The 21,571-nt window shown below is 70.4% G+C and carries 17 protein-coding genes; 6 read left to right on the forward strand and 11 right to left on the reverse strand.

Going from position 1 to position 21,571, the window contains the following annotated elements:
- Positions 1-82 precede the first annotated feature (82 nt).
- Genes ACFSCV_RS05330 through ACFSCV_RS05340 form a run of 3 tightly spaced genes read left to right on the forward strand, consistent with a single transcriptional unit; the run spans position 83 to position 3,059 of the window.
- Positions 83-1,582, forward strand: a complete 1,500-nt coding sequence (locus tag ACFSCV_RS05330; RefSeq protein ID WP_378797721.1) for a sensor histidine kinase — start codon at positions 83-85, stop codon at positions 1,580-1,582.
- Positions 1,579-2,010 carry a response regulator gene (locus tag ACFSCV_RS05335; protein WP_378797723.1) on the forward strand — a complete coding sequence of 144 codons (432 nt, stop codon included), beginning with the start codon at positions 1,579-1,581 and terminating at the stop codon, positions 2,008-2,010. The genes ACFSCV_RS05330 and ACFSCV_RS05335 overlap by 4 nt, the downstream gene beginning before the upstream one ends.
- Positions 2,007-3,059: a sensor histidine kinase gene (locus tag ACFSCV_RS05340; RefSeq protein WP_378797725.1), complete on the forward strand. Its 1,053-nt coding sequence runs from the start codon at positions 2,007-2,009 to the stop codon at positions 3,057-3,059. The genes ACFSCV_RS05335 and ACFSCV_RS05340 overlap by 4 nt, the downstream gene beginning before the upstream one ends.
- 7 nt (positions 3,060-3,066) lie before the next feature.
- Here the strand turns inward: ACFSCV_RS05340 and ACFSCV_RS05345 are convergent, their stop codons facing one another.
- Positions 3,067-4,026 carry an alpha/beta hydrolase gene (locus tag ACFSCV_RS05345; RefSeq protein WP_378797727.1) on the reverse strand — a complete coding sequence of 320 codons (960 nt, stop codon included), beginning with the start codon at positions 4,024-4,026 and terminating at the stop codon, positions 3,067-3,069.
- A gap of 148 nt (positions 4,027-4,174) precedes the next feature.
- Here ACFSCV_RS05345 and ACFSCV_RS05350 point away from each other — a divergent pair, with 148 nt between their 5' ends.
- Positions 4,175-4,609, forward strand: a complete 435-nt coding sequence (locus ACFSCV_RS05350) for a secondary thiamine-phosphate synthase enzyme YjbQ (RefSeq protein ID WP_378797729.1) — start codon at positions 4,175-4,177, stop codon at positions 4,607-4,609.
- A 151-nt stretch (positions 4,610-4,760) separates the two neighbouring features.
- Positions 4,761-5,426: a response regulator transcription factor gene (locus ACFSCV_RS05355; RefSeq protein ID WP_271200679.1), complete on the forward strand. Its 666-nt coding sequence runs from the start codon at positions 4,761-4,763 to the stop codon at positions 5,424-5,426.
- Here ACFSCV_RS05355 and ACFSCV_RS05360 read toward each other — a convergent pair.
- Complete coding sequence (locus ACFSCV_RS05360) at positions 5,416-6,309, reverse strand: sulfotransferase family protein (RefSeq protein ID WP_378797732.1); 894 nt, start codon at positions 6,307-6,309, stop codon at positions 5,416-5,418. The two genes, ACFSCV_RS05355 and ACFSCV_RS05360, sit on opposite strands and share 11 nt — an antisense overlap.
- Positions 6,310-6,503: 194 nt before the next feature.
- Positions 6,504-9,998 (reverse strand): hybrid sensor histidine kinase/response regulator, encoded by a 3,495-nt coding sequence (locus tag ACFSCV_RS05365; protein ID WP_378797734.1) that lies wholly within the window; start codon positions 9,996-9,998, stop codon positions 6,504-6,506.
- Positions 9,999-10,147: 149 nt separating this feature from the next.
- On the opposite strand from ACFSCV_RS05365, the gene mscL reads away from it, so the two are divergent.
- Positions 10,148-10,576 (forward strand): large conductance mechanosensitive channel protein MscL, encoded by a 429-nt coding sequence (gene mscL, locus ACFSCV_RS05370; protein WP_378798072.1) that lies wholly within the window; start codon positions 10,148-10,150, stop codon positions 10,574-10,576.
- Between the two features lie 9 nt (positions 10,577-10,585).
- On the opposite strand, the gene ACFSCV_RS05375 is transcribed toward mscL, so the two are convergent.
- The 8 genes from ACFSCV_RS05375 to ACFSCV_RS05410 all read right to left on the reverse strand — a co-directional run bounded on the left by ACFSCV_RS05375 (position 10,586) and on the right by ACFSCV_RS05410 (position 21,251).
- On the reverse strand, positions 10,586-11,833 hold the full coding sequence (locus ACFSCV_RS05375; RefSeq protein WP_378797736.1) for a hypothetical protein: 1,248 nt from the start codon (positions 11,831-11,833) through the stop codon (positions 10,586-10,588).
- A 759-nt stretch (positions 11,834-12,592) separates the two neighbouring features.
- Positions 12,593-13,702: an asparaginase gene (locus ACFSCV_RS05380; protein WP_378797738.1), complete on the reverse strand. Its 1,110-nt coding sequence runs from the start codon at positions 13,700-13,702 to the stop codon at positions 12,593-12,595.
- Positions 13,703-13,824: 122 nt separating this feature from the next.
- Positions 13,825-16,797 (reverse strand): DNA polymerase I, encoded by a 2,973-nt coding sequence (gene polA / locus ACFSCV_RS05385; protein WP_378797740.1) that lies wholly within the window; start codon positions 16,795-16,797, stop codon positions 13,825-13,827.
- A gap of 163 nt (positions 16,798-16,960) precedes the next feature.
- Positions 16,961-17,353 (reverse strand): c-type cytochrome, encoded by a 393-nt coding sequence (locus tag ACFSCV_RS05390; RefSeq protein ID WP_378797742.1) that lies wholly within the window; start codon positions 17,351-17,353, stop codon positions 16,961-16,963.
- 141 nt (positions 17,354-17,494) lie between these two features.
- A complete protein-coding gene (locus ACFSCV_RS05395) occupies positions 17,495-18,541 on the reverse strand; it encodes an acyltransferase family protein (RefSeq protein WP_378797744.1) in 1,047 nt (348 codons plus the stop codon).
- Between the two features lie 135 nt (positions 18,542-18,676).
- Positions 18,677-19,318, reverse strand: a complete 642-nt coding sequence (locus ACFSCV_RS05400) for a response regulator transcription factor (protein WP_378797746.1) — start codon at positions 19,316-19,318, stop codon at positions 18,677-18,679.
- Positions 19,315-20,748: a histidine kinase gene (locus ACFSCV_RS05405; protein ID WP_378797748.1), complete on the reverse strand. Its 1,434-nt coding sequence runs from the start codon at positions 20,746-20,748 to the stop codon at positions 19,315-19,317. Before ACFSCV_RS05405 ends, ACFSCV_RS05400 begins: the two co-directional genes overlap by 4 nt.
- Positions 20,745-21,251, reverse strand: a complete 507-nt coding sequence (locus tag ACFSCV_RS05410) for a hypothetical protein (RefSeq protein ID WP_378797750.1) — start codon at positions 21,249-21,251, stop codon at positions 20,745-20,747. Before ACFSCV_RS05410 ends, ACFSCV_RS05405 begins: the two co-directional genes overlap by 4 nt.
- Between the last annotated feature and the right edge of the window lie 320 nt (positions 21,252-21,571).

The following is a 21,571-nucleotide window of genomic DNA, read 5'->3' on the forward strand; positions in this document are numbered from 1 at the left end:
CGTAGGGGCTCGCGAGAAACAGAACGCGACGTCGCCGCGAGCGTCGCGAGACGCCGTGAGGCGCCGATCGCGCGGGAACGTCATGGACGCTGCGCCATCCGGCGAACGTAAGGCTCGAAAAGAGGTCCTGCTTCTGGCGCTGGGCTTCGGCGCGCTCGCGGTGGTCGGGGCCTCCTCGGTCTGGCTCGCCAAGCGCAACGCCGCGTTCAACCGCCAGGTCGCGACGACGCTCGAGTACCGATCCGACATCCGCCGGGTGTTCGACGTTGCCCAGGACGCGGAGTCCGGCCAGCGCGGGTTCCTGCTCGCGCGCCTGGACACCTATCTCGCGCCCTACAACGAGGCCATCGAGCGGCGCGAGGCGCGTGTTTCCGATCTGCTGGCCCACGCGGCCGCGGAAGGCGGGCAGGACGAGGCCCGCGAGCTCGTCCGGCTGCTGGACGAGAAGCTCGGCGAACTCGCCCGGACGCTCGAATACGCGCGCTCTGGCCGCTGGGACGAGGCGGTCGAACTGGTGCGGACGGGCGAAGGCCGCGAGAGGATGGTGCGCCTGCGCGACCATGCCGACCGCATGGTCGCGGTCGAGACCGAGCGTTTCCAGAGCGGCCTCGCGCGGGCCGAACGGACGGCCAATCTCCAGCTCGCCGTGGTGACGCTCGGCCTGCTGCTCGCGGCGGGGCTGGCCTTCGCGGCCCAGCTCGTCGTCCGGCGCCAGGCCCGCGCGATCAAGGCCGCGCATGGCGAACTTGCGCAGGCGAACGCCGGCCTCGAGGCCGCGGTCCAGGAGCGCACCTCCGACCTCGTCGCGGCGAACGCCGAGATCCAGCGCTTCGCCTACATCGTGAGCCACGACCTGCGCGCGCCGCTCGTCAACGTGATGGGTTTCACCTCCGAGCTCGACGCCGCGCGCAAGACGCTGAAGCAACAGATGGACGTTCTGGCGCGCCATGCGCCCGACCAGATTTCGGAGGACGCCCGGCTTGCGGTCGACGAGGATCTCCCCGAGGCGATCGGCTTCATCCGTGCCTCGACGGCCAAGATGGATCGTCTGATCAACGCCATCCTGAAGCTGTCGCGCGAAGGCCGGCGGGTCATCACGCCCGAGACCATCCGCGTCGACCAGATGGTGGAGGCGATCGCGCAGACGTTGCGCCAGCAGACGGAAAGCGCCGACGCCGAAATCGTCGTGGCCGGCGATCTGCCGACGCTGGTCACGGACCGGCTTTCGTTCGAGCAGATCATGCAGAATCTGATCGAGAACGCGGTAAAGTACCTCGACAGGTCGCGCCCGGGCCGCATCGTCGTGCGCGGCCGCTACGCCGGCCATCGCGCCGAATTCGACATCGAGGACAACGGGCGCGGCATCGATCCGCGCGATCATGAGCGGGTGTTTGAGCTGTTCCGCCGCGCCGGAGCCCAGGACCAGCCGGGCGAGGGCCTCGGCCTCGCCTTCGTGCGCGCGAGCGTGCGCAGGCTCGGCGGCGTCATCACGCTGACCTCCGAGCCCGGCAAGGGCTCGACGTTCCATCTGAGCTTTCCGGCCGTCTACAAGGCGCCGCAATCGGAGACGTACGCCGCATGACCGCCAACCAGCGCCCAGTCGTGATCGTCATGATCGAGGACGACGAGGGGCATGCCCGCCTGATCGAGAAGAACGTCCGCCGCGCCGGCGTGAACAACGAGATTCGCCATTTCGCCGACGGCACCTCCGCGCTGCGCTTCCTGCAGTCGGAGGACACGACGGCGCATGGGCCGATCCTGATCCTGCTCGACCTCAACCTGCCCGACATGACCGGGATCGACATCCTCGGCGTGATCAAGACGCATGAGCGCCTGAAGCGCGCGCCGGTGGTCGTGCTGACGACGACCGACGACAAGGTCGAGATCCAGCGCTGCTACGATCTCGGCTGCAACGTCTACATCACCAAGCCGGTGGACTACGACACCTTCGCCACCGCGATCCGTCAGCTCGGCCTGTTCCTGTCGGTCATGCAGGTGCCCGACGCATGAGCCCGGCGGCCGCGCCCCCGGGAGCCCCGCGCAGCGTCCTCTATGTCGACGACGACGAGGCGCTGCGCCGTCTCGTCGCCAAGGATCTGACGCGCGCGGGCTACCAGGTGACGGCGGTCGCCACATGCGCCGAGGCGCTTGCGCTGCTCGGCGAACGCTCGTTCGACACGGTCGCGCTGGATCATTACCTCGCGGGCGAGACGGGGCTCGACCTGCTGCCCGCGATCGGCGCGCTGCCGGAAGCGCCTCCGGTGATCTACGTCACCGGATCGGACGAGGGGCGCATCGCGATCGCGGCCCTGAAGGCGGGCGCGATCGACTACGTCGTCAAGGACGTCGCCGGCGAGTTCATGGCGCTGCTGCGAGCCGCCGTCGCCCAGGCGATCCAGCATGTGGAGACGCGCCGGCTCAAGGAGGCGGCGGAGCGCGCCGTGGTCGAGGCCCGCGACCGCGCCGAGGCGCTGCTGCGCGAGGTGAACCACCGTGTCGGGAACAGCCTGCAGCTGGTGTCCGCCTTCGTGCATCTGCAGTCCGGCGCCGTGCCTGACGGTCCGGCGCGCGACATGATGCGGGAGACCGAGGCCCGGATCCTCGCCATCGCCCAGATCCACCGGCGGCTCTACACCTCGGACGATGTCCGCTCCGTGGACATGGAGGAGTATCTGCGCGGTCTCGCGGAGGAGCTCGAAAGCTCGCTGAAGACCGCCGACCGCCCGCACCGCATCGAGGTCAGCGTCGAGCGCGTGAAGGTCGCGACCGACCGGGCGGTCTCGATCGGCGTCATCGTGACGGAGCTCGTCACCAACGCGTTCAAGTACGCCTATCCGATCGGCGTCGAGGGCGCGGTGCGCGTCCGGCTTGGCCGGAACGGGGCGCTGCTGTCGCTCGTGGTCGAGGACGACGGCGTCGGCTCGGCCGACGACGTCGCGCCGCGCGGCACCGGGCTCGGCAAGAAGATCATCCGGACCATGGCGGCCAGCATCCAGTCCCAGATGGAGCGCGATCCGCAGCACAAGGGCACGCGGGTCGTGTTCGCCTTCCCGGACTGAGCGCCGCTCAGGCCAGCGCCGCGGCCAGGAAGGCCTCGATGGCGTCGAGCGCGGGCGCGGCGTTCGGGTCCGGCAGCGCCACGTGCACATGCGCCGATCCCGGCCAGACATGGAGTTCGGCGCCGGCGCCGGCCGCCGTCCAGCGCGCGGCCATGAACAGCGTGTCGTCCACCAGAGGGTCGCGCCCGCCGACCGTGAAGATCGCCGGCGGCAGCCCGGCGAGGTCGGCGTAGAGCGGCGACACGTCCGGCGCGCCGCGGTCCTCGCCGCCCTGAAGATACATCGCCGTGAACATCCGCAGATCGCGGACGCTCAGCACCAGACGCTCGGCGCCGCGGCGCGCGCTCGGCGTCAGGCCGAGGTCGAAGCAGCCCGCGGTGACGTTCGCCGCCGCGAAGGGCGTCAGCCCATGGCGGTCCCGCAGCCGCGCCATGGTGACGACGGCGAGATGCGCGCCGGCCGATTCGCCGCCGATCAGCAGTCGCCCGGCTCCGAACCGTCCGGCGGCTTCGCGCGCGAGCCAAAGCGCGGCCGCCTCGCAGTCGTCGGGCGCGGCCGGATAGGGATGCTCGGGGGCGAGGCGGTACTCGACCGAGACGCAGGCGAGGCCGAGGCCCGAGGCCAGGCGCTCGAGCCGCGGATCGTCCTGGTCCGCGGAGCCGAAGGTCCAGCCGCCGCCATGGATGTGGAGATAGGCTCCGCGGGGACGCTCCGGCGCGATCACGCGCAGGGGAAGGGGGCCGCCGGGGCCCTCGATCTCGACGATCTCGGCCCGTTGGCTCTTCGGCTCGCCGATGAAGGGCGACAGCCCCTGCCTGCGCCGCGCGCGCACCGCCGCCGGCCCGATCGACCACGCGTCCGCCGAACGCGCCGCTTCGGCGATCAGCCGCGCGTTCAGCGCGTCGGTCTCCGCAGGCGCGGCGTCGGGCGCGAAGCGGGCGGGATCGATGATCAGCGGACGTGTCATGGCGGCCTTCGGGGAGATTCGTCGCTCCCCCGCAGCAAGCCCGGAGCGGGGGCTTCGCCGCAAGCCCGAACCGCGCCATGTTGGCCGCATGTCGAAGCGATCTTCCCAGTCCGATCCTGTCGCGGCCGGTCCGGCGCCGCATCAGGTCATGCGCCGCGTCGTCGTCGCCACGCGCGGGCCCGGCCTCACAGACGTCACCCGTCAGGTCGCCGAGGCGCTGCGCGAGGGCGCGGCCGGCGACGGGCTCCTGACGCTGTTCGTGCGGCATACCTCGGCCTCGCTGACGATCCAGGAGAACGCGAGCCCGGAGGTGCGGCTCGACCTCGTCGACGCCCTCGACCGCCTCGCGCCGCGCGACGCGGGCTGGCGGCACGATCTCGAAGGCCCGGACGACATGCCGGCCCATGTGAAGGCGGTTCTGACGGGAGTGTCGCTGTCGGTCCCCGTTCTCGGCGGCAGGCCCGCGCTCGGCCAGTGGCAGGCGCTCTATCTGGTCGAGCATCGCGACCGTCCGCACGAGCGGGAGATCGTGATTCACTTCATCGGAACCCGCGATGACGGCCTTCGGGACGGCTTTGGCTAAGCCTTTCGTTGCAGCGCAACAAAGGTGCGGAGCCTGCATAATTGCGATCGGGTAGAAATTTTAGGTTCTGGTCGCGTAAAGTGTTGAACATTGCGCGGAGAGGCGTTCTAACGCATCGACTTTGGTATCGACGGGGCGCTAAGACGTTTACATGACGACAGCCGAATCCTCGTTCCGCCTCCTCATCGCAGACGATCACCCGCTTTTCCGCACCGCTCTCAAAGAGGCGGTGAAGGGCGAAGCGGCGGAGATCGTCGAAGCCGGTTCGTTCGACGACGCGTCGAAGACGCTTGAGGGCGATTCGTTCGACCTCGTGCTTCTCGATCTCACCATGCCCGGCGTCAGCGGCTTTTCCGGGCTGATGTACCTGCGCGCTCAGTACCCGGCGACGCCGGTGGTCGTGGTCTCGGCCAACGAGGACCCGACCACGATCCGCCGCTGCATGGACTTCGGAGCCTCGGGCTTCATTCCCAAGACGCTCGACGTCGAGAAGATGCGCGACGCCGTGCGCGCCGTGCTCGCCGGCGACACCTGGACGCCGCCGGAGCTCGATCTTTCCAGCGCCGGCGACGACGCCTCGGCGAAGCTCGTGTCCCGCCTCGGCTCGCTGACGCCACAACAGGTGCGCGTTCTGATGATGCTGAGCCAGGGTCTGCTCAACAAGCAGATCGCCTACGAGCTCGGCGTGTCGGAGGCGACCGTCAAGGCGCACGTCTCCGCGATTCTCGCCAAGCTCGGGGTCGAGAGCCGCACGCAGGCGGTCATCGCGGCCTCGAAGATCGAGGCGGGCCAGTGGCCGGAGCGCGTCACGGGCTGAGCGGCAGGCTCGGCCGGGCCTGAGCGGCGGCGATCGCCGGCGGGCTCCAGGTCCGCCCGCGCCGCAGCCAGAACCGCTTCTGCCGGCGTCGGGCCTCCACGGACCGTTCGAGGCCGAGACTCTCGTAGATTGCGTCGACGCCGCGCAGCGGCGAGGGCGCGAACGTCTCGTACCGCACCTCCACGCGCCGTTCCGGTGTGATCTTCGGCCAGTCCGCGTCGAGCTTCGCCATGACGCGCGCGTGGAAGCGGATGGCGGCCTCGCGGTCAAGCGGCGGCGCGCGGCCCTGAAGCGAGAACGCCTCGTTCGCCACGTCCGTCATCCGCTGGAATGACGGGACGACCTCGGCCGGGTCCCGGTCGATGCGCACGAACAGCGCGCGAGGGTAGAGCGCCAGCAGGTCGGGAATGCGCGTCGAGTTCGACGGGTTCTTCAACAGGATGCGGCGGCCCGGATACTTCACCGTCAACAGGCGCATGAAGTGGTCGTGCGCCGCGCGCCAGCGCTCGCGCGCGTCGGGCGCGCCGTCGAAGAACAGCGCCTCCTCCAGGATCGCCTCACGCCTCTTCGGGAAATAGGCCGCGGCGAAGCTCGAGGGCGCGCCGAGGTGGCAGAGCGCGGCCTCCTCCTCCTGCGGGCTGCGCGGGGTGACGGCGACGCTGTCGACCACGCGCGTCGCGGGCATCAGCGTGGCGATCGCGCCGGTGAGACTCAGCTTGGCCTTGCGGAGATAAGGCGCGTCCGCGGGGCACAGCACGTCGATGAGCGAGGGCGCCGCGAAGCTCCGGTCGGCCGCGAGCATCTCGTGGAGCAGGGTGGTGCCGCTGCGCCAGAACCCGACGATGAGGACCGGCGGCAGCGTAACGCTCCAGTCGTCGGGCACGGCCGCGGCCGCCGCCTGCGCCTTCTCGATCCAGGGCCGCCGCAGCCGCTCCGTGAGGGCGGAGCAGAGCAGGGGCCCGAGATGCGACAGGCGGAAGCGGTCGTCGTTCTGAAGCGTCCAGCGGACGATCCGCAGGTCGGCGGCGGCCAGCGGGTGGATCGCGATCCGGCGCGGCGGAGGCGCCCGGCCGCGGGCTACTCCGCCGCCGCGCGCCGCGCGAGAAGCTGCGCCAGCAGCGCCCGGAGCGCCGCCGGCCGGATCGGCTTCGGCAGGACCTGGATGTCCTTCTCGGCCGCCAGATTCCGCAACCCCGGCGAGCGGTCCGCCGTGATGAGCACGGCCGGTATCGGCGTCCCCAGCTTCCATCGCAGGTTCACGATCGCCTCAAGGCCGTCGGCCTCATCGAGGTGATAGTCCGCAAGCAGGACATCAGGCGTCAACTTATGCTTGTGGACTACGCGTTCTCCCTCACGCTGGCTGGCGGCGGTGAGCGCGGTGCAGCCCCAGCCCGTCAGCAGCGTCGACATGCCTTCGAGAATGGAGGGTTCGTTGTCGATCGCGAGCACGACGAGGCCCGACAGCGGCGAGCTGTTCGCGGCGGCGGGACCTTCGACGGCCCGCGCCGGAGGCGCCGCCACGGTGGTCGGGATTTCGACGGAGAACACCGATCCGACGCCCGGCTGCGACCGCAGCGTCAGCGGGTGGTCGAGCACGCGCGCGATGCGCTCCACGATCGAGAGGCCGAGGCCGAGGCCCGGCGCCACCTTCGCGCCCTGCTCCAGCCGCTTGAACTCGCGGAACACCAGCTGCTGTTGGCCCGAGGCGATGCCGAGGCCGGTGTCCCAGACCTCGACGCGGATGCGCCCCTTCAGCCTGCGGACGCCGACGATGACGCGGCCGCGCGGCGTGTACTTGATGGCGTTCGAGATCAGGTTCTGCAGCAGCCGGCGCAGCAGCTTGCGGTCCGACCGGACGGTGAGGCTGGTCCCGATGACGCTGAGTTTCAGCCCCTTCTCCGCGGCGACCGGCGCGAACTCGCGGCCGAGCTGCGCGGTGATGTCGTCGAGCCGGAACGCCGAGAGCTCCGGCCGCATCGCGCCCGTGTCGAGCCGGGAGATGTCGAGCAGCGCCGACAGGATCTCCTCCACCGCGTCGAGCGAAGCCTCGACGTTGCGCGCCAGCCGGCCTTCCTCCCGGTCGGGTCCGATCCGCTCCATGAGGCTGGTGGAGAACAGCCGGGCCGCGTTCAGCGGCTGCAGGATGTCGTGGCTCGCGGCGGCGAGGAAACGCGTCTTCGAGATGTTGGCCTCGTCCGCCACGGTCTTGGCGCGGGCGAGCTCCTGGTTGAGGCGCGTCAGCTCGCGGGTGCGCTCGCGCACCCGCCGTTCGAGGTTCTCGTTCGCGACCTCGAGCGCCTGCTGCGCGGCGACCGTTTCGGTGATGTCGGTGTAGGTCGTCACCACGCCGCTGTCCGGCATGCGGGCCGAACGGATCTCGATCACCCGGCCCGAGGGCTGCAGGCGGGTCCGCATGGTCTCGAGCCGCACCACGAAGCGCTGGATGCGGTCGGCGACGAACTCCTCGGCGTGCACCGGGCCGTACAGCCCGCGCGCGGCGTTGAAGCGGAAGATGTCGTCGAGCCCGACGCCGAGGTAGATCATCTCCTCCGGCAGGTCGAACAGCTCGCGGAATTCGCGGTTCCAGGCGACGAGCTTCATGTCCTTGTCGATCGCGGTGATGCCCTGGCGCGCATGGTCGAGCGCCGTCTGCAGCACGTCGCGGTTCGACTGCAGCGCGGCGGAGGCGTCATCGAGCAGCTGGAGCGCGTCCCGGGTGGTGACGTTCCGGCGGCTCAGCAGCATCGACAGCACCATCCGGGACGAGGCGGCGCCGATCGCGGACGCGAGCAGATGCTCGGCGAAACGCAGCGTCTGCACGTCCACTTCGCCGTCTTCGGCCACGGCGCCGCCGCGGCCGGCCTCGTAGCCGAGGAAGGCGCGCTCCGCGCGCTCCGCGCCGATGTAGCGCGCGACGGCGTGCTTCACGTCCGCGGTGGTGACGCGCGCTCGCCAGGGCCGGAACGGCGCGGCCGAGACGCCGGCATCCTGCGGCGCGCCGTCATTGGCGAAGCTTTCCGCCTGTTGGCGTTCGATCGCGCTCGGACCGCGGCTCAGCGAGGCGAGCACGAAGGCCGCGGCGTTGAGCGCGAGGCTCCAGAACACGCCGTTCGCGAAGGGGTCGTCGAACCCGAAGCCGAACAGGGTCTGAGGCGCCAGCCAGGCGACGCCGAACGGGCCTTCCGCCGTCAGCCGCGCCGCGAAGGCGATGTTCGGGATCACCAGGGTCCAGGCCCAGACCGCGAGCCCGGCCAGCAGGCCGGCGACTGCGCCGCGGGCGGTCGCGCGCCGCCACATCAGGCCGCCGAAGAACGCCGGCGCGAGCTGGGCCGCGGCGGCGAGCGCGATCAGCCCGAGCTTCGCGAGCTCCGCCCCGCCGGCGAGCCGGTGGGCCGCATAAGCCAGCAGCAGGATGGCGACGATCGCGACCCGGCGGATGGTGAGCAGCCGGCGGACCATGTCGCCGCGCCGCGCGGAGCCGCCGCCCCGCAGCAGCGCGGGGACGGCGAGGTCGTTCGAAGCCATGATCGCGAGCGCGACCGTCTCGACCACGACCATGGCGGTGGCCGCCGAAAGCCCGCCGACAAAGGCGATCGCCGCGATCGCGGGCGCGTCGACCGCAAGCGGCAGCGCCAGGACGTAGAGATCGGGCGGCGGCGATCCGGGCGCCTGCGCGAAGACGACGAGGCCGCCCAGCGCGACCGGCGCGACGAACAGCGCCATCGCCAGCAGGTAGACGGGGAACAGCCAGGCGGCCTTGCGGGCCTCGGACGGATCGCGCGCCTCGACCACCGTGACGTGGAACTGCCGCGGCAGCAGCAGCGCGGCGCAGAACGACACCACCAGCATGGCGGCGAAGGGCGCCGCGGCGGGCGCCTGCTCGAACGGCGCCGAGACGCCGGCTGCCCTCGCCCTGGCGAACAGGTCGGCCGGCCCGTCGAACGCGCCCCACAGCACGAAGCCGCCGACGATGACGAAGGCCGCGAGCTTGGCGACGGATTCGGTGGCGACGGCGAGCATCAGCCCGTCATGGCGTTCGGTCGCGTCCACCTGGCGCGTGCCGAACAGGGCGGCGAACAAGGCGAGCCCGAGGGCCGCCGCGAGCGCGGGATCGAACGACTGGAAGGCCTGCGGGCCGAGCGCGACGCCGAGCGCCGCGGTGATCGCCTTGAGCTGCAGCGCGATGTAGGGCAGCGCGCCGACGATGGCCGCCAGCGCGACCAGCCCGGCCACCGGCTGGCTCTTGCCGTAGCGCGCGCCGATGAAGTCGGCGACCGAGGTGATGTTCTGCGCCTTCGCGACGCGGATCACCCGCGCGACCAGCGGGTGGAACAGGCCGATCGCCAGCGCCGGCCCGATCGCGAGCGCGAGATAGGCGTAGCCGGCGGAGGCGGCGTAGCCGACCGCGCCGAAGAACGCCCAGGCCGTGCAGTAGACCCCGAGACCGAGCGCGTAGGAGCAGCGCCTCAGCCGGCCGGTGAGCCAGGCGGGCTTGCGCGCGTCGCCATAGACGGCCACCGCGAACAGGACGGCGAAATAAAGCGCGGCGGCGCCGACGACCCAGGACTGCACGTAACGGCTCCTCACGCGCGGGCGTCGCGGCGCCGACCGGAGAGAGGGCTGCTTGCCTTGCGCTTCAATCCTTCGTTAACGTCGGGCGGCTCGGCTGACAATTTGTCCGTTGGTTCGGCCGGCCATGCATTACGGGGCGTCACATGTCGATGATTCAGGAATTCAAAGAATTCGCGATGAAGGGCAACGTCGTCGACCTGGCGGTCGGCGTCATCATCGGAGCGGCGTTCGGCAAGATCGTCGAAAGCCTGGTCGGCGACGTGTTCATGCCGATCATCGGCGCGGTCGTCGGCGGCCTCGACTTCTCGAACTATTTCGTCGGCCTGTCGTCGGCGGTAACGGCCACGTCGCTCGCCGACGCCAAGAAGCAGGGCGCCGTGCTGGCCTACGGCAACTTCCTGACTATCGCCATCAACTTCCTGATCATCGCCTTCATTCTGTTCCTCGTGATCAAGGCCGTGAACCGGCTGAAGAAGAAGGAAGAGGAGAAGCCGGCTCCGGTCGCGGAAGTGCCGCAGGACGTGAAGCTGCTCGGCGAGATCCGCGACCTTCTGGCCGGCTCCCAGGCGCGCCTCTAAGGCGAGGCTTCAGTGCAGCGCCCGTCGCGCCGTCGCGGCGGGCGGCTCCCCCACCAGCCGGTCGAGATCGGGGTTCTCGCAGACGCCGCGGGCCTCCTCCAGAAGCTTGGCGTGCTCCGACGTCGTGATGACGCCGTCGCGGCGAAGCCAGTCGAGCACGTCGGTCTGTTCCTCGATGGTCCGGGCGGGGTTCGGCCGCGCGAAGGCCCGCAGCGCCGCGAGGCGCCGGGCGTCGATCGCCGCCACGATCGTCTGCGCCTGCCGGTCGGCGATCAGCCGTATCCACGGATAGGGCGCGGCGTATCGGGTGCGCGCCACGACGCTCGCAAGCGCGACGCCGCCGAGCAGGATCAGGCCGAGCGGCCCGAAATCCGCGATCGCGCGCGGCAGCCCCGGCCCGCCGACATAGTGGTCGGCCGGAACGCCGGCGGTGACGATGGCGGCGAGCGCCGAGACGATCGCGAAGGTCCACAGCATCGCGCCGGCGGCCAGCACGAAATCGAGGCCCGTGTCGTAGTCGTCCTCGGCGGCGGGCTCGGGCAGGTCGGCGTAGGCGAGCGAAATCTCGCGGCCGCCTTCGAACAGATGGTCTCCCCGCCACCTGAGCCGGTCCGGGGCGAGCGTCACCGTCACGCTCTCGAAGGCGCGGCGCTGGCGGAAGGTCTGGTCCGGCGCGGCCGCCGGCGCGGGCTCGGCGCCGATCAGCCGGGCGCGCTCCGCCTCCGCTTCGGCCGCGGAGATGGCTTCGGCGCGCGTCAGGCGTTCCAGCCGGCGCAGGCGCTCGCGGACCGTCTGCGGCGAGTCGTCCTCCTCGGCGGCGAGAAGGGCCCCCGCGCGCCGGCTTTCGATCTCCGCCAGCAGCGTGGCGCGCTGCGGATCGTCGAGCACCGTGATTACGCGATCGCCGGCGAAGATGCGGGTCACCTCGCCGCCGCGCCATCGCCGGGTGAGCAGCGCCCCCGCGAGCAGCACGAGCGCCCCGGCCGCATGAACGGCGAGCGTGACAGGCTGCGGCCCGTCCCGCCAGGCGGCGAAGATCGCGAGCCCGGCCGGCACGAGGATCACCCAGCGCAAAGCGCCGTCGGGCAGGATCAAGCGCTCGTAGCTGGAGGGCGCGCCGATCTCCGGCCACGGGACCTTCACGCGACGGGCGTGCTCCCGCTTCTGCTCGAGCGTGTGCTCGAGGGCGTCGGGACGGAAGCGGAAGCTCGTGCGGAACGCGCCGCGCTTCTGGGTGAACTCGGTTGACGGCGCCATCCGTCGCTGGCCTCGGCTGATGCGAAGGCCTCACCCAAGCGCGCCGCGGCTTAACGCGGCGCTTCCGGCCGCCGGGATTCTCGCGGCACGGTGAGCGCCGCGTGAACGCGTTGAAGCGATTTTCGCGCGCACCGCTCGATTCCGGGACGAATGGCGGGGCGAAACGCCCGGACCCGAGCGCTTCGCGGCCTATTGGGAGCGGCTGAACGCCCCGCCCGCGGCGCTCTGGGCGCAAGGGTGAGCGCGGGCCGGTTTGCGTTTTCGCGGTTCAGTCCTACATTGGATTGGGACTGGCGTAGAACCGAGTTCAGGAGCCATCGCCGTGACGGGTTTTGAAGTGTCCGCCTTCGTTGGAGTGTTGCTGGTCGCAATGGCTTTCGCCTGGTCCGCCGCGAACGCTCCGCGTCCCCAGCCCGTGCGCGTGAAGGCGAAGGGCCAGCGCCGCCGTTGAGCGGCCCAAGGGCGCTGCAACGAAGCCGCGCCTGGAACGTTTGCCCCCTGACATCCGAACCCGGAGAGCAGGCGGCATGAAAAATCCCTGGATGAGCATGTGGCTGAGCGGCGCCAACGCTTTCGCGAGCGCCGCCCGTGGCCTGACAGCCGCCGAGATGCGGCGCGCGCAGTCGGCCATGTTCGAGGAAGCGACGCGCCAGAGCGTCGCCTTTTGGTCCGGGGCCGCCTTCGGCGCGAAGCTGGCCCCGGCGAAGCGGCGGGCGCGAACGCGGAAAGCCTGAGGCTCCGCCGGCGGCCCGAAGCGCCTCAGTACTTCCAGAAAATCTCCTGCAGGGCCTTCGGGTCGTCCGTCTTGGTGAGCGCCAGCGCCGTCAGGAGACGCGCCTTCTGCGGGCTCTGGTCGCCGGCGGTCACCCAGTCCTGCTCGTCGTCCTTCTCCTCGCCGTTGCGGATCACCATGCCCCCGCCGGTGCGGGTGGCGCGGACCACCAGCGCCTTCTTGCGGACCTCGGCGAGCGGCGCCTCCATGTAATCCGCCACGCTGCCGTTGCCGGTGCCGGCGTAGATGAGCGCCTTGCCGCCGAGATCGGCGATCGCCGTCAGGGCCTTCGGGTCCATGGTCACATGGGCGTAGAACACGTCGACCTTCGGCAGGCTGTCGATCTTGTCGATGTCGAACTCCGTCGCCGTCGTGTGCGGGCGGGCCGGCAGGCGGTAGAAATAGGGCTTGCTCTCCACCACCACGCCAAGCGGCCCGTAGAGCGAGCGGAACGCCTCCACCTTGAGCGCATGGCCCTTGGTGACGTCGCGCGCGGAGTGGATCTCGTCGTTCAGCGCCACCAGCACGCCCTTGCCCTTCGCCTCGGGGCTCGCGGCCACCACCGTGGCGTTGTAGAGGTTGAGCGGGCCGTCGGCCGACAGCGCGGTTCCCGGCCGCATGGCGCCGACGATCACCACGGGCTTGTCGGTCTTCAGCGTCAGGTTGAGGAAGTACGAGGTCTCCTCGATCGTGTCGGTGCCGTGGGTGATCATCACGGCGTCCACATCCGGCTGCTTCACCAGTTCCGACACCCGCTTCGCGAGCTTCAGCAGCCGTTCGTCGTTGAAGCTTTCGGAGCCGATCTGGAAGATCTGCTCGCCGCGGACGTCCGCGACCTGGCTCATCTCCGGCACGGCGGCGATGATCTTGTCGACCGCGACCTTGGCGCTGTCGTAGTCGCCGGTGTTGACGCTCGACGCGCCCGCGCCGGCGATCGTGCCGCCGGTGCCGATCACCACGATGCGCGGCTTCGCCGTCGCCTGCGCCTGCGGAGCCGGCGCGCCGGCGTCCTGCGCCACGGCGGGAGCGGCGAGGGCGACGCCCAGAAGCGCGGCGGCGAGCAGCGGGGCGGCGAAACGGACGATTGTCGCGGACATGAACCTTGGCCCCGTGCTGCGGCCGCGGCGCGGCCTTCAGCCCATGGGTTTAGGCCGCGAGCGGCTCAAGGCGAGAGGCGCGGCGCCCGAACGCGCGCCATGGCTGCGAAACGGGCGAAGCCTCAGTGCGCCTCGTCCCAGTTTTCCGCGGCCCGGGCGTCGACCTTGAGCGGCACGCTGAGCTGGAGCGCCGGCAGCGGCGCCTGCTCCATCACGCGGGCGACCACCGGCAGCGTCGCCTCGACCTCGTCGTCCGGGGCCTCGAACACCAGTTCGTCATGCACCTGCAGCAGCATCTTCGCCGACAGGCCGGCGTCCGACAGCGCGGCCTCCATGCGCGCCATGGCGCGGCGGATGATGTCGGCGGCCGAGCCCTGGATTGGCGCGTTGATGGCCGCACGCTCATAGTTCGCGCGCTCGGCCGGGTTCTTGGCGTTGATCAGCGGATAATGGCACTTCCGGCCGAAGATGGTGGTGACGTAGCCGTCCTCGCGCGCCGCCGCCTTGGTCGCCTCCATGTAGTCGCGGATGCCGGGGAAGCGCTCGAAATAGGTCCTGATGTAGAGCCCGGCCTCCTCGCGCCCGATCGAGAGCTGGTTCGCGAGGCCGAAGGCGGAGATGCCGTAGATGATGCCGAAGTTGATCGCCTTCGCCCGCCGCCGCACGTCGGCGGGCATGCCCTCGACCGGCACGCCGAACATTTCGGACGCTGTCATGGCGTGGATGTCGAGGCCGTCGGCGAAGGCCTGCCGCAGCTGCGGGATGTCGGCCATATGGGCCAGCACGCGCAGCTCGATCTGGCTGTAGTCGGCGGAGATCAGCTTCCTTCCTTCCTCCGCCACGAAGGCGCGGCGGATCTTGCGGCCCTCCTCGGTGCGGATCGGGATGTTCTGGATGTTGGGTTCGGTCGAGGACAGCCGACCGGTCGTGGTCGCGGCGAGCTGGAAGTTGGTGTGCACCCGCCGCGTGTCCGGGTGCAGGTAGGTCGGCAGCGCGTCGGCGTAGGTGGACTTGAGCTTCGAGAGCTGGCGCCAGTCGAGGATCAGCCGTGGGAGGTCGTGGCCGGCGGCGGCGAGCTCCTCCAGCACGTTGGCCGCCGTGCCCCAGGCGCCGGTCTTGGTCTTCTTCGCGCCGGGCAGGCCCATCTTGCCGAACAGGATGTCGCCGAGCTGCTTCGGCGAGCCGAGGTTGAACGGCTCGCCGGCGCGGGAATGGATTTCCGCCTCGAGCGCGCCCATGCGCTGGGCGAGCTCGCCTGACAGCCGCGACAGCATCGCCCGGTCGATCGCGATCCCGCGGCGCTCCATCACCGACAGCGTGGCCGGCATAGGCCGCTCCAGCGTCTCGTAGACGGTCGTCATGCGCTCGGCGATCAGCCGCTGCTTGAACAGCCGCCACAGCCGAAGGCTCGAATCGGCGCGCTCGGCGGCGTAGGGCGCGACCTTGTCGATCGGCGCCTGCTCCAGCGGCAGCCGCGCGCGGCCGGTTCCCGTCACCTCGTCGGCCGTGATCATCGCGTGGCCGAGATGACGGCGGGCGAGTTCGTCCAGGCCCTGGCCGCCGAGGCCGCTGTCCAGAACATAGGACATCAGCAGCACGTCGTCGTAGGGAGCGACGCCCCGGCCGCGTTCCGCGAGCAGCGTCAGGCCGAACTTCACGCCGTGGCCGATCTTGAGGATCGAGTCGTCCTCCAGCACGTCGCTCAGCAGCGTCAGGGCTTCCGCCTCCGGAATCTGGCCCTCGACCGGCCCGGCCCCGCCCTCGCTCAGCAGGTCGCCTCCGGCCGAGACGTGGCCGAGCGGGACATAGGCCGCGAGCCCCGGCGCGACGGCGAGCGACACGCCGACGATCTCCGCGCGCATCGGGTCGATCGACGAGGCCTCGAGGCCGAACGCGACATGCCCCTGCTCGCGGATGGCCGCGATCCATTCGGCGAGACGCTCCGGGTCGCGCACCACGTCGTAGCCTGCGCGGTCGACGGCGACGGTCGCCGCCTCGGCCCGAAGCTTCTCGGCGAGCGCCTGCGGCGTCGCGCCGTCGGCCGTCGCGGCGGCCCGCTCGAGCCGGTCGATCTCGCCGGCGCGGCTTGCGGGCGAATCCGGTTCGGCGTCGAGCGCGGCGCCGTCGGCCTCCGGGGAGGGGGAGGGCGCCGGGCGCCGGGTCGACATCATCTCCGCGTCCGGCGTGACGGACGCGATGTCGACGCCGGTCGCCTCCGCCACGCGGCGGGTCAGCGTGTTGAACTCCATCGCCTTCAGGAAGGCCACGAGCCGGGTCGGATTGGGCTCGTCGACGCCGAGCGCCTCCAGCGGCACATCGAGCGTCATGTGTTGGTCGAGCGTCACGAGGCGCTTCGAGATGCGCGCGAGCTCGGCGTTCGCGATCAAGTTCTCGCGCCGCTTGGGCTGCTTGATCTCATGGGCCCGCTCCAGCAGCGTCTCAAGGTCGCCGTACTCCTCGAGCAGCTGCGCGGCGGTCTTGGCGCCGATCCCGGGCACGCCCGGCACGTTGTCAACCGAGTCGCCGGCGAGCGCCTGCAGGTCGATCATCTTCTCCGGGCGCACGCCGAACTTCTCGAACACCTCGTCCGGCCCGATGCGCTTGTCCTTGACCGGATCGAGCATGGTCACGCCGCCGCCGACGAGCTGGAACAGGTCCTTGTCGGAGCCGACGATGGTGGTCTCCGCGCCCGCCTCGGAGGCGAGCCGCGCATAGGTCGCGATCAGGTCGTCCGCCTCGTAGCCGGCCTGCTCGAGCGCGGGGATGGAGAAGGCGCGCGTGGCGTTCCGGATCAGCGGAAACTGCGGGATCAGGTCTTCCGGCGGCTCGGAGCGGTTCGCCTTGTAGTCGGCGTAGACCTCCTTGCGGAAGGTCGTCTCCGACTTGTCGAACACCACCGCGAGATGGGTCGGGTCGACCCAGCCGGCGTCGCGCAGCAGCTTCCACAGCATGTTGCAGAAGCCGGAGACCGCGCCGACCGGCAGGCCGTCGGACGGCCGGGTCAGCGGGGGCAGCGCGTGGAACGCCCGGAAGATGTAGGACGAGCCGTCCACGAGGACGACGTGGTCGCCTTTGGCGACGGGGCGGCTGGGCATGCGTTCGGCCTGATCCCGGAGGAGGGTGCGGCCGGGACTATAAGCGCCGCCGGCCCGAAGGGAACCCGACGCCGCGCCCGGGAGGCCAGCGCGATACGAAACAGGCCGGACCGCGGGGGCGGTCCGGCCTGTTTCCGAAGGTTCCGCGCGGCGCGCGGAGCCGTCACTTCTCGAGGGTGATCGCCTTGCCGCTCTCGGCGGTGAACTCCTTGTCGCCGGCCGTGTAGCCGTTCAGCGACAAGATGTAGGCCATGATCGGGTCGAGCTGCTCGTCCTTGAGCGACTTCGGCGCCGTCTGCGGCATGTTCTCGTGGATCCACGTGCGGGCGTCGGTCGCGGTGCCGCCGCCGAAGCGGGCCTTCCAGACGTCGCCGAACAGCGCCGGGCCGAGCGCGCCCTTGCCCTTGGCCGCGTGGCAGGTGCGGCAGTGGGTGTTGTACTCGGACGTGCCCTTGTCGAGCTGCGCCTGGGTGAACGCCGGCTCGGCGGCCGAAGCCGAGGTGGCGAAGCCCGCGGCGCCGACAATCAGGCCTGCGAGAAGTCCGAAAGCCCTCATGGGTATCTCCCTTTTCTTAGATACGCAGTTCACCTCTACGGTAGGGCGTTCTTACCAATCCGGAGCGGTTCGAAGGTGAACTTTTTCTAGTTAAAAAGGAGCGGTGCGTCCTCTCGCCGCGGATGGATTGAGTTTCTGGTCCTACTCGGCCGGCGCGAGGCGGCCTTCGTTCCTGTTCGGCCGGTCGATGCGGAATTTCCGTGGCCTCCGGAACAGGAACATTCCCCAGCCCGTCCGCAGAACGATCCACTCAAGGATCAGCGGCGCCACGACGCCCGCGATCGTCACGAGAAGCGAGATCGTTCCGACGTCCGGAATGATCCCGAGCTTCAGCAGCAGCGTGCGGGTGACCGCCATCGGCAGGAAGAAGGCGAGATAGACGACGATCGAGCGCTCGCCGGCGTAGCGCAGCGGCTCCGCCGCGGTCGTTCCCGCGATCAGCGCCGCGACTGCGACCACCGCGACGGCGCCCGCGACGCCGAGGAGCAGGCCGACGCCGGGCAGCTCCGACACGCCGCCATACACCGCCGCGCCGTTCACAAGCGCCCAGACCACGAGGCCGGCCACGGCGAGGCCGCGGCGCGAGCGCGCCTTCTCCGCCAGCGCGAAGATGTAGGGCGCGCCGTACCAGCCGAGCATCACGTAGAACAGCCGCGCGCAGAACTCGTCCGGCACCATCCAGCCGGTCTCGATCGGCGCGATCTCCAGCACCGCGGCGAAGCCCAGCACGGCGGCCGGCGGCAGCTTCCGCACCAGTTTCGCGAACACGAAGAAGATCGGCAGCAGGTAGATGAACCAGAGCGTGCCGAACGGGTCGATCAGCGCGATGAGGAAGGCGTGGACCACCGCGCCGAAGCCCTCCTCGAGCGCGAGGCCGGGCCATTTGAACGCGCCCTGGATCAGCAGCCACAGCACGTAGAAATAGGCGAAGTGCACGACCTTGCGGTCGAGATAGGTGCGCCAGTCGCGGTCGATCACCAGCGCCAGGAACAGGCCGGAGATCAGGAAGAAGTCCGGCATGCGGAACGGCTTCGCGAATGCGACGGCGTGGTGCATCCAGCCGGTCTCGCCGGCGGCTTTCTCGACGCCGAGCGTCGAGTGCATCATCACCACCATGACGATGCAGACGCCCTTGGCGACGTCGACCCAGTCGACGCGGGGCTTCGCGGATACTGCGGCTGCGGGCATGGGGGCTCTCCCGGCGATCGGCCCGATCGGTGCGTGATCAGGCCATCATGCCGCAAAAGCCGTTCGGAACCGTGAACGACGACGGATAGAATCCGACTCGTCGCGGTCAGGGACCGTTCACCATGACCGGCGCGGTCAGGCGTTGTCGGTGAGGCCCGCGCCGCTCAGCACCGCCTTGCGCACCAAATCCTGCAGCGTGGTGACGCGCAGTTTCTCCTTGAGGCTGGAGCAGGTGTTGGCGACCGTCTTGTAGCTGACGCCGAGGCCGTCGGCGATCTGCGCGTAGGATTTGCCCTCGCCGAGCAGCGCGAGCGTCTGCAGCTCGCGCGCGGTGAGGTCGCTGCGGTCGCGGTTCGCGCGCGAGCCGAGCAGGGCGACCTGAACCGCCATGTCGTGGGCGATGTAGGGCTGGCTCCGCCGCACCTTCTCGATCGCCTCCAGGAAGGTCTTCGGCCCGGTGTCCTTGGCGAGGAAGCCGGTGGCGCCCGCCTTGAGCGCGCGGCTCGCGATCACCGGGTCGCCGTGCATCGAGAACACGAGGATCGGCGTCTGGTCGTCGCGCACCCGGAGCCGCTTGATCAGCGAAAGCCCCGCGAGTCCCGAGCCGCGGATGGCGAGGTCGACGATGATCAGGTCGGGCTTGGCGCGGCGGTAGAGCTGGAAGCCCGCGAGCACCGTGCCCGCCTCCAGCACGTTGTCGAAGCCCGCGTCGAACAGAACGCGGCGGCAGCCCTCGAGCACGATCGGATGGTCGTCGATGATCAGCGCCGAGCTCATGGCCTGCGTCCTCCGCGCGGCGTCGCGCCGTCGAGCGGCACCGTGACGGCGAGGGTCGCGCCGCCGCCGGGCGCGCCTTCGAGGCGGAAGCGCCCGCCGAGCGCCTGCAGCCGCTCGCCGAGCCCCACGAGCCCAAATCCCGGCGGGGTCTTCTCCGGCACGCCGTCGCCGTCGTCCTTCACGCGCAGCACGATCGCAGGATCTCCTTGGTCGTCGTCGCCGATCGCGACGCTGACTTCGATGAGGGAGCCGTCTCCGTGCCGGAGCGCGTTGGTGACGCCCTCCTGCACGCAGCGGTACACGGTCAGGTCGATCGCCTCGCCATAGCCGTCGGCGAGGCCGTCCGACGCGAGGGTGAACGTCCGTTCGGGGTGGTGCCGTTCGAAGTCGGCGATCAGGCCGGCGAGAACGTCGGCGAGCGGCGCCTCGCCGAGCGCCATCGGGCGCAGCCGGCGCAGCAGGCGGCGGTTGGCGTCGGACAGCCGCTCCGAGATTTCGATCATGGAGCGCACCCGGTCGCGCGCCGCCGGCGCCGTGGCGTCGCGTTCGAGCGAGGCCAGGTTCGCGCGCAGGCCGAACAGGCAGGGGCCGAGCTCGTCGTGAAGCTCGTTCGCGATCTGGCGGCGTTCGTCGTCCTGCAGCGTCACCATGCGGCGGGAGAGCCGGGCGTTGGTGGCGCGCTCGGCGGCGAGGGCGTCGGCGAGCGCGTTGAAGCGTTCCGCCAGCGCCGCGAGTTCGAGGCTCGGCGGCGTGGGCAGGCGGCGGTCGAGCTTGCGGCGCTCAAGCTCGGACAGTCCTTCCGCCAGCGCGCCCAGCGGCGCGAGCACGCGGCCGAGCGCGACCGCGAAGATCGCGAGCGCGAGCACGTTGAGGATCGCGAACAGGACCGCGAGCGAGACGAGGTCCTCCCAGACCTCGGCGACCTCGTCCGAGGCCTCGCCATGGATGACGACGCTTCCCGCGGCCTCGCCGTTGATGACCACGGGAATCTCGCGGCGCTCGGGCGCGGAGGCGATCAGCCCCGCGAACCATTCGGGCGCGTCGTCCTCACCATGCGCGCGGAGCGGCTCCGGCTCGCGCGCGGCGACGAGCGCGCCGGAGGCGTCGAGCACGGAGATCCTTACATGGCGCATGCCGGGCAAGGTGAGCTGCACGTCCTCGATCGAGCGGACCCGGCCGACGTCGCGCTGCAGCCTAAGCAGCGTCTCGCGCACGAACGGCTCGGCCAGCTCCAGCGAGGCCGCGATTTCGACCCGCGTGGCCTCGCGCGCGTTGAACACGGTCACCGCGACCGCGGCGAGGCAGCAGGCGACGTCGATCGCCGCGACGACGGCGAGAATCCGCAGCCGCAGGGACCGGGCCGGCCGGGGAGCGGCCGCCGGCGCGTCCTCGGCTGGCGTCGACGCCGCGGCCAAGGCGAGATCCGTCACCGTTCGTCGCCGGGCTTGGCGGTAGGCAGCGGCGTGCGGCGAAGCGCGGCGAGGGTGTCCTCGCGCGACAGGCCGGAGATGCGCGAGGTGACGTAGTGCTGGCAGGTTTCGCCGAATCCGGCGCGCTCGCCGTCCGCCTCGGTCGCGAGCGAGGCGAGCGATTCGATCACCACGCTCGGCGCTTCCTTCACGCCGTTCTCCGCCAGCATCTCCTGCACCTGCACGGCGCGGTTCGCGATCATGCGCGGGCCTTCGGTGAAGCGCGCGTCCGCTGTCGCGATCGACGCGCGGATGCGGTCCACCTCCGGCGCGCGCTCGTCCAGATCGCGGCCGGCCTCGCGGCTGGCGAGCCAGAGCGCGGGCGAGACCTTGTCCTTGAGCTCGAGCCAGCGCCGCTCCGCGAGCGGCGTCTCCGTGGTGAGCGTCGCGACCACGTCGTGGGGCGGCTCCGGCGGCGCAGGATCGTCGCAGGCGGCGAGACAGAAGAGCGCCGGCAACATCATTGCCGAACCAATTCTCTTAATAAGTGAATATTGAGACATGGTGATTTTTGACTGTCGCGAAGGGTCTGAAACCGCTCATAAACGTTGGTCTAATGGATGGCGAGAGGGCGCGCATCCCCGACGAAAGCCGGCGCCGCCGTCGCGGCGCCGCTTCGGTGCGGTTCCCTTAGAGAACTGAGCGAATTGAATTTTCTCGAATTTTGACGCTTGTGCGCCGCGGCGCCATGACATGGAAAATAAATGGGGAAATGTTCCCGGTCCATTTTTCCATTTTGGCCCGAGACAGTCGTCACGTCTTCGGAAAGAGTTGCGCCGCTGCA

It is taken from the genome of Methylopila henanensis (assembly GCF_042681025.1).
Classification (GTDB): Bacteria; Pseudomonadota; Alphaproteobacteria; order Rhizobiales; family Methylopilaceae; genus Methylopila; species Methylopila henanensis.

What these genes read in the sequence shown, in the direction of transcription:
- ACFSCV_RS05330 (WP_378797721.1), top strand. Translation starts at nt 83, where the DNA reads ATGGACGCTGCGCCATCCGGCGAACGTAAGGCTCGAAAAGAGGTCCTG.
- ACFSCV_RS05335 (WP_378797723.1), top strand. Translation starts at nt 1,579, where the DNA reads ATGACCGCCAACCAGCGCCCAGTCGTGATCGTCATGATCGAGGACGAC.
- ACFSCV_RS05340 (WP_378797725.1), top strand. Translation starts at nt 2,007, where the DNA reads ATGAGCCCGGCGGCCGCGCCCCCGGGAGCCCCGCGCAGCGTCCTCTAT.
- ACFSCV_RS05345 (WP_378797727.1), bottom strand. Translation starts at nt 4,026, where the DNA reads ATGACACGTCCGCTGATCATCGATCCCGCCCGCTTCGCGCCCGACGCC.
- ACFSCV_RS05350 (WP_378797729.1), top strand. Translation starts at nt 4,175, where the DNA reads ATGCGCCGCGTCGTCGTCGCCACGCGCGGGCCCGGCCTCACAGACGTC.
- ACFSCV_RS05355 (WP_271200679.1), top strand. Translation starts at nt 4,761, where the DNA reads ATGACGACAGCCGAATCCTCGTTCCGCCTCCTCATCGCAGACGATCAC.
- mscL (WP_378798072.1), top strand. Translation starts at nt 10,148, where the DNA reads ATGATTCAGGAATTCAAAGAATTCGCGATGAAGGGCAACGTCGTCGAC.
- ACFSCV_RS05375 (WP_378797736.1), bottom strand. Translation starts at nt 11,833, where the DNA reads ATGGCGCCGTCAACCGAGTTCACCCAGAAGCGCGGCGCGTTCCGCACG.
- ACFSCV_RS05380 (WP_378797738.1), bottom strand. Translation starts at nt 13,702, where the DNA reads ATGTCCGCGACAATCGTCCGTTTCGCCGCCCCGCTGCTCGCCGCCGCG.
- polA (WP_378797740.1), bottom strand. Translation starts at nt 16,797, where the DNA reads ATGCCCAGCCGCCCCGTCGCCAAAGGCGACCACGTCGTCCTCGTGGAC.
- ACFSCV_RS05390 (WP_378797742.1), bottom strand. Translation starts at nt 17,353, where the DNA reads ATGAGGGCTTTCGGACTTCTCGCAGGCCTGATTGTCGGCGCCGCGGGC.
- ACFSCV_RS05395 (WP_378797744.1), bottom strand. Translation starts at nt 18,541, where the DNA reads ATGCCCGCAGCCGCAGTATCCGCGAAGCCCCGCGTCGACTGGGTCGAC.
- ACFSCV_RS05400 (WP_378797746.1), bottom strand. Translation starts at nt 19,318, where the DNA reads ATGAGCTCGGCGCTGATCATCGACGACCATCCGATCGTGCTCGAGGGC.
- ACFSCV_RS05410 (WP_378797750.1), bottom strand. Translation starts at nt 21,251, where the DNA reads ATGATGTTGCCGGCGCTCTTCTGTCTCGCCGCCTGCGACGATCCTGCG.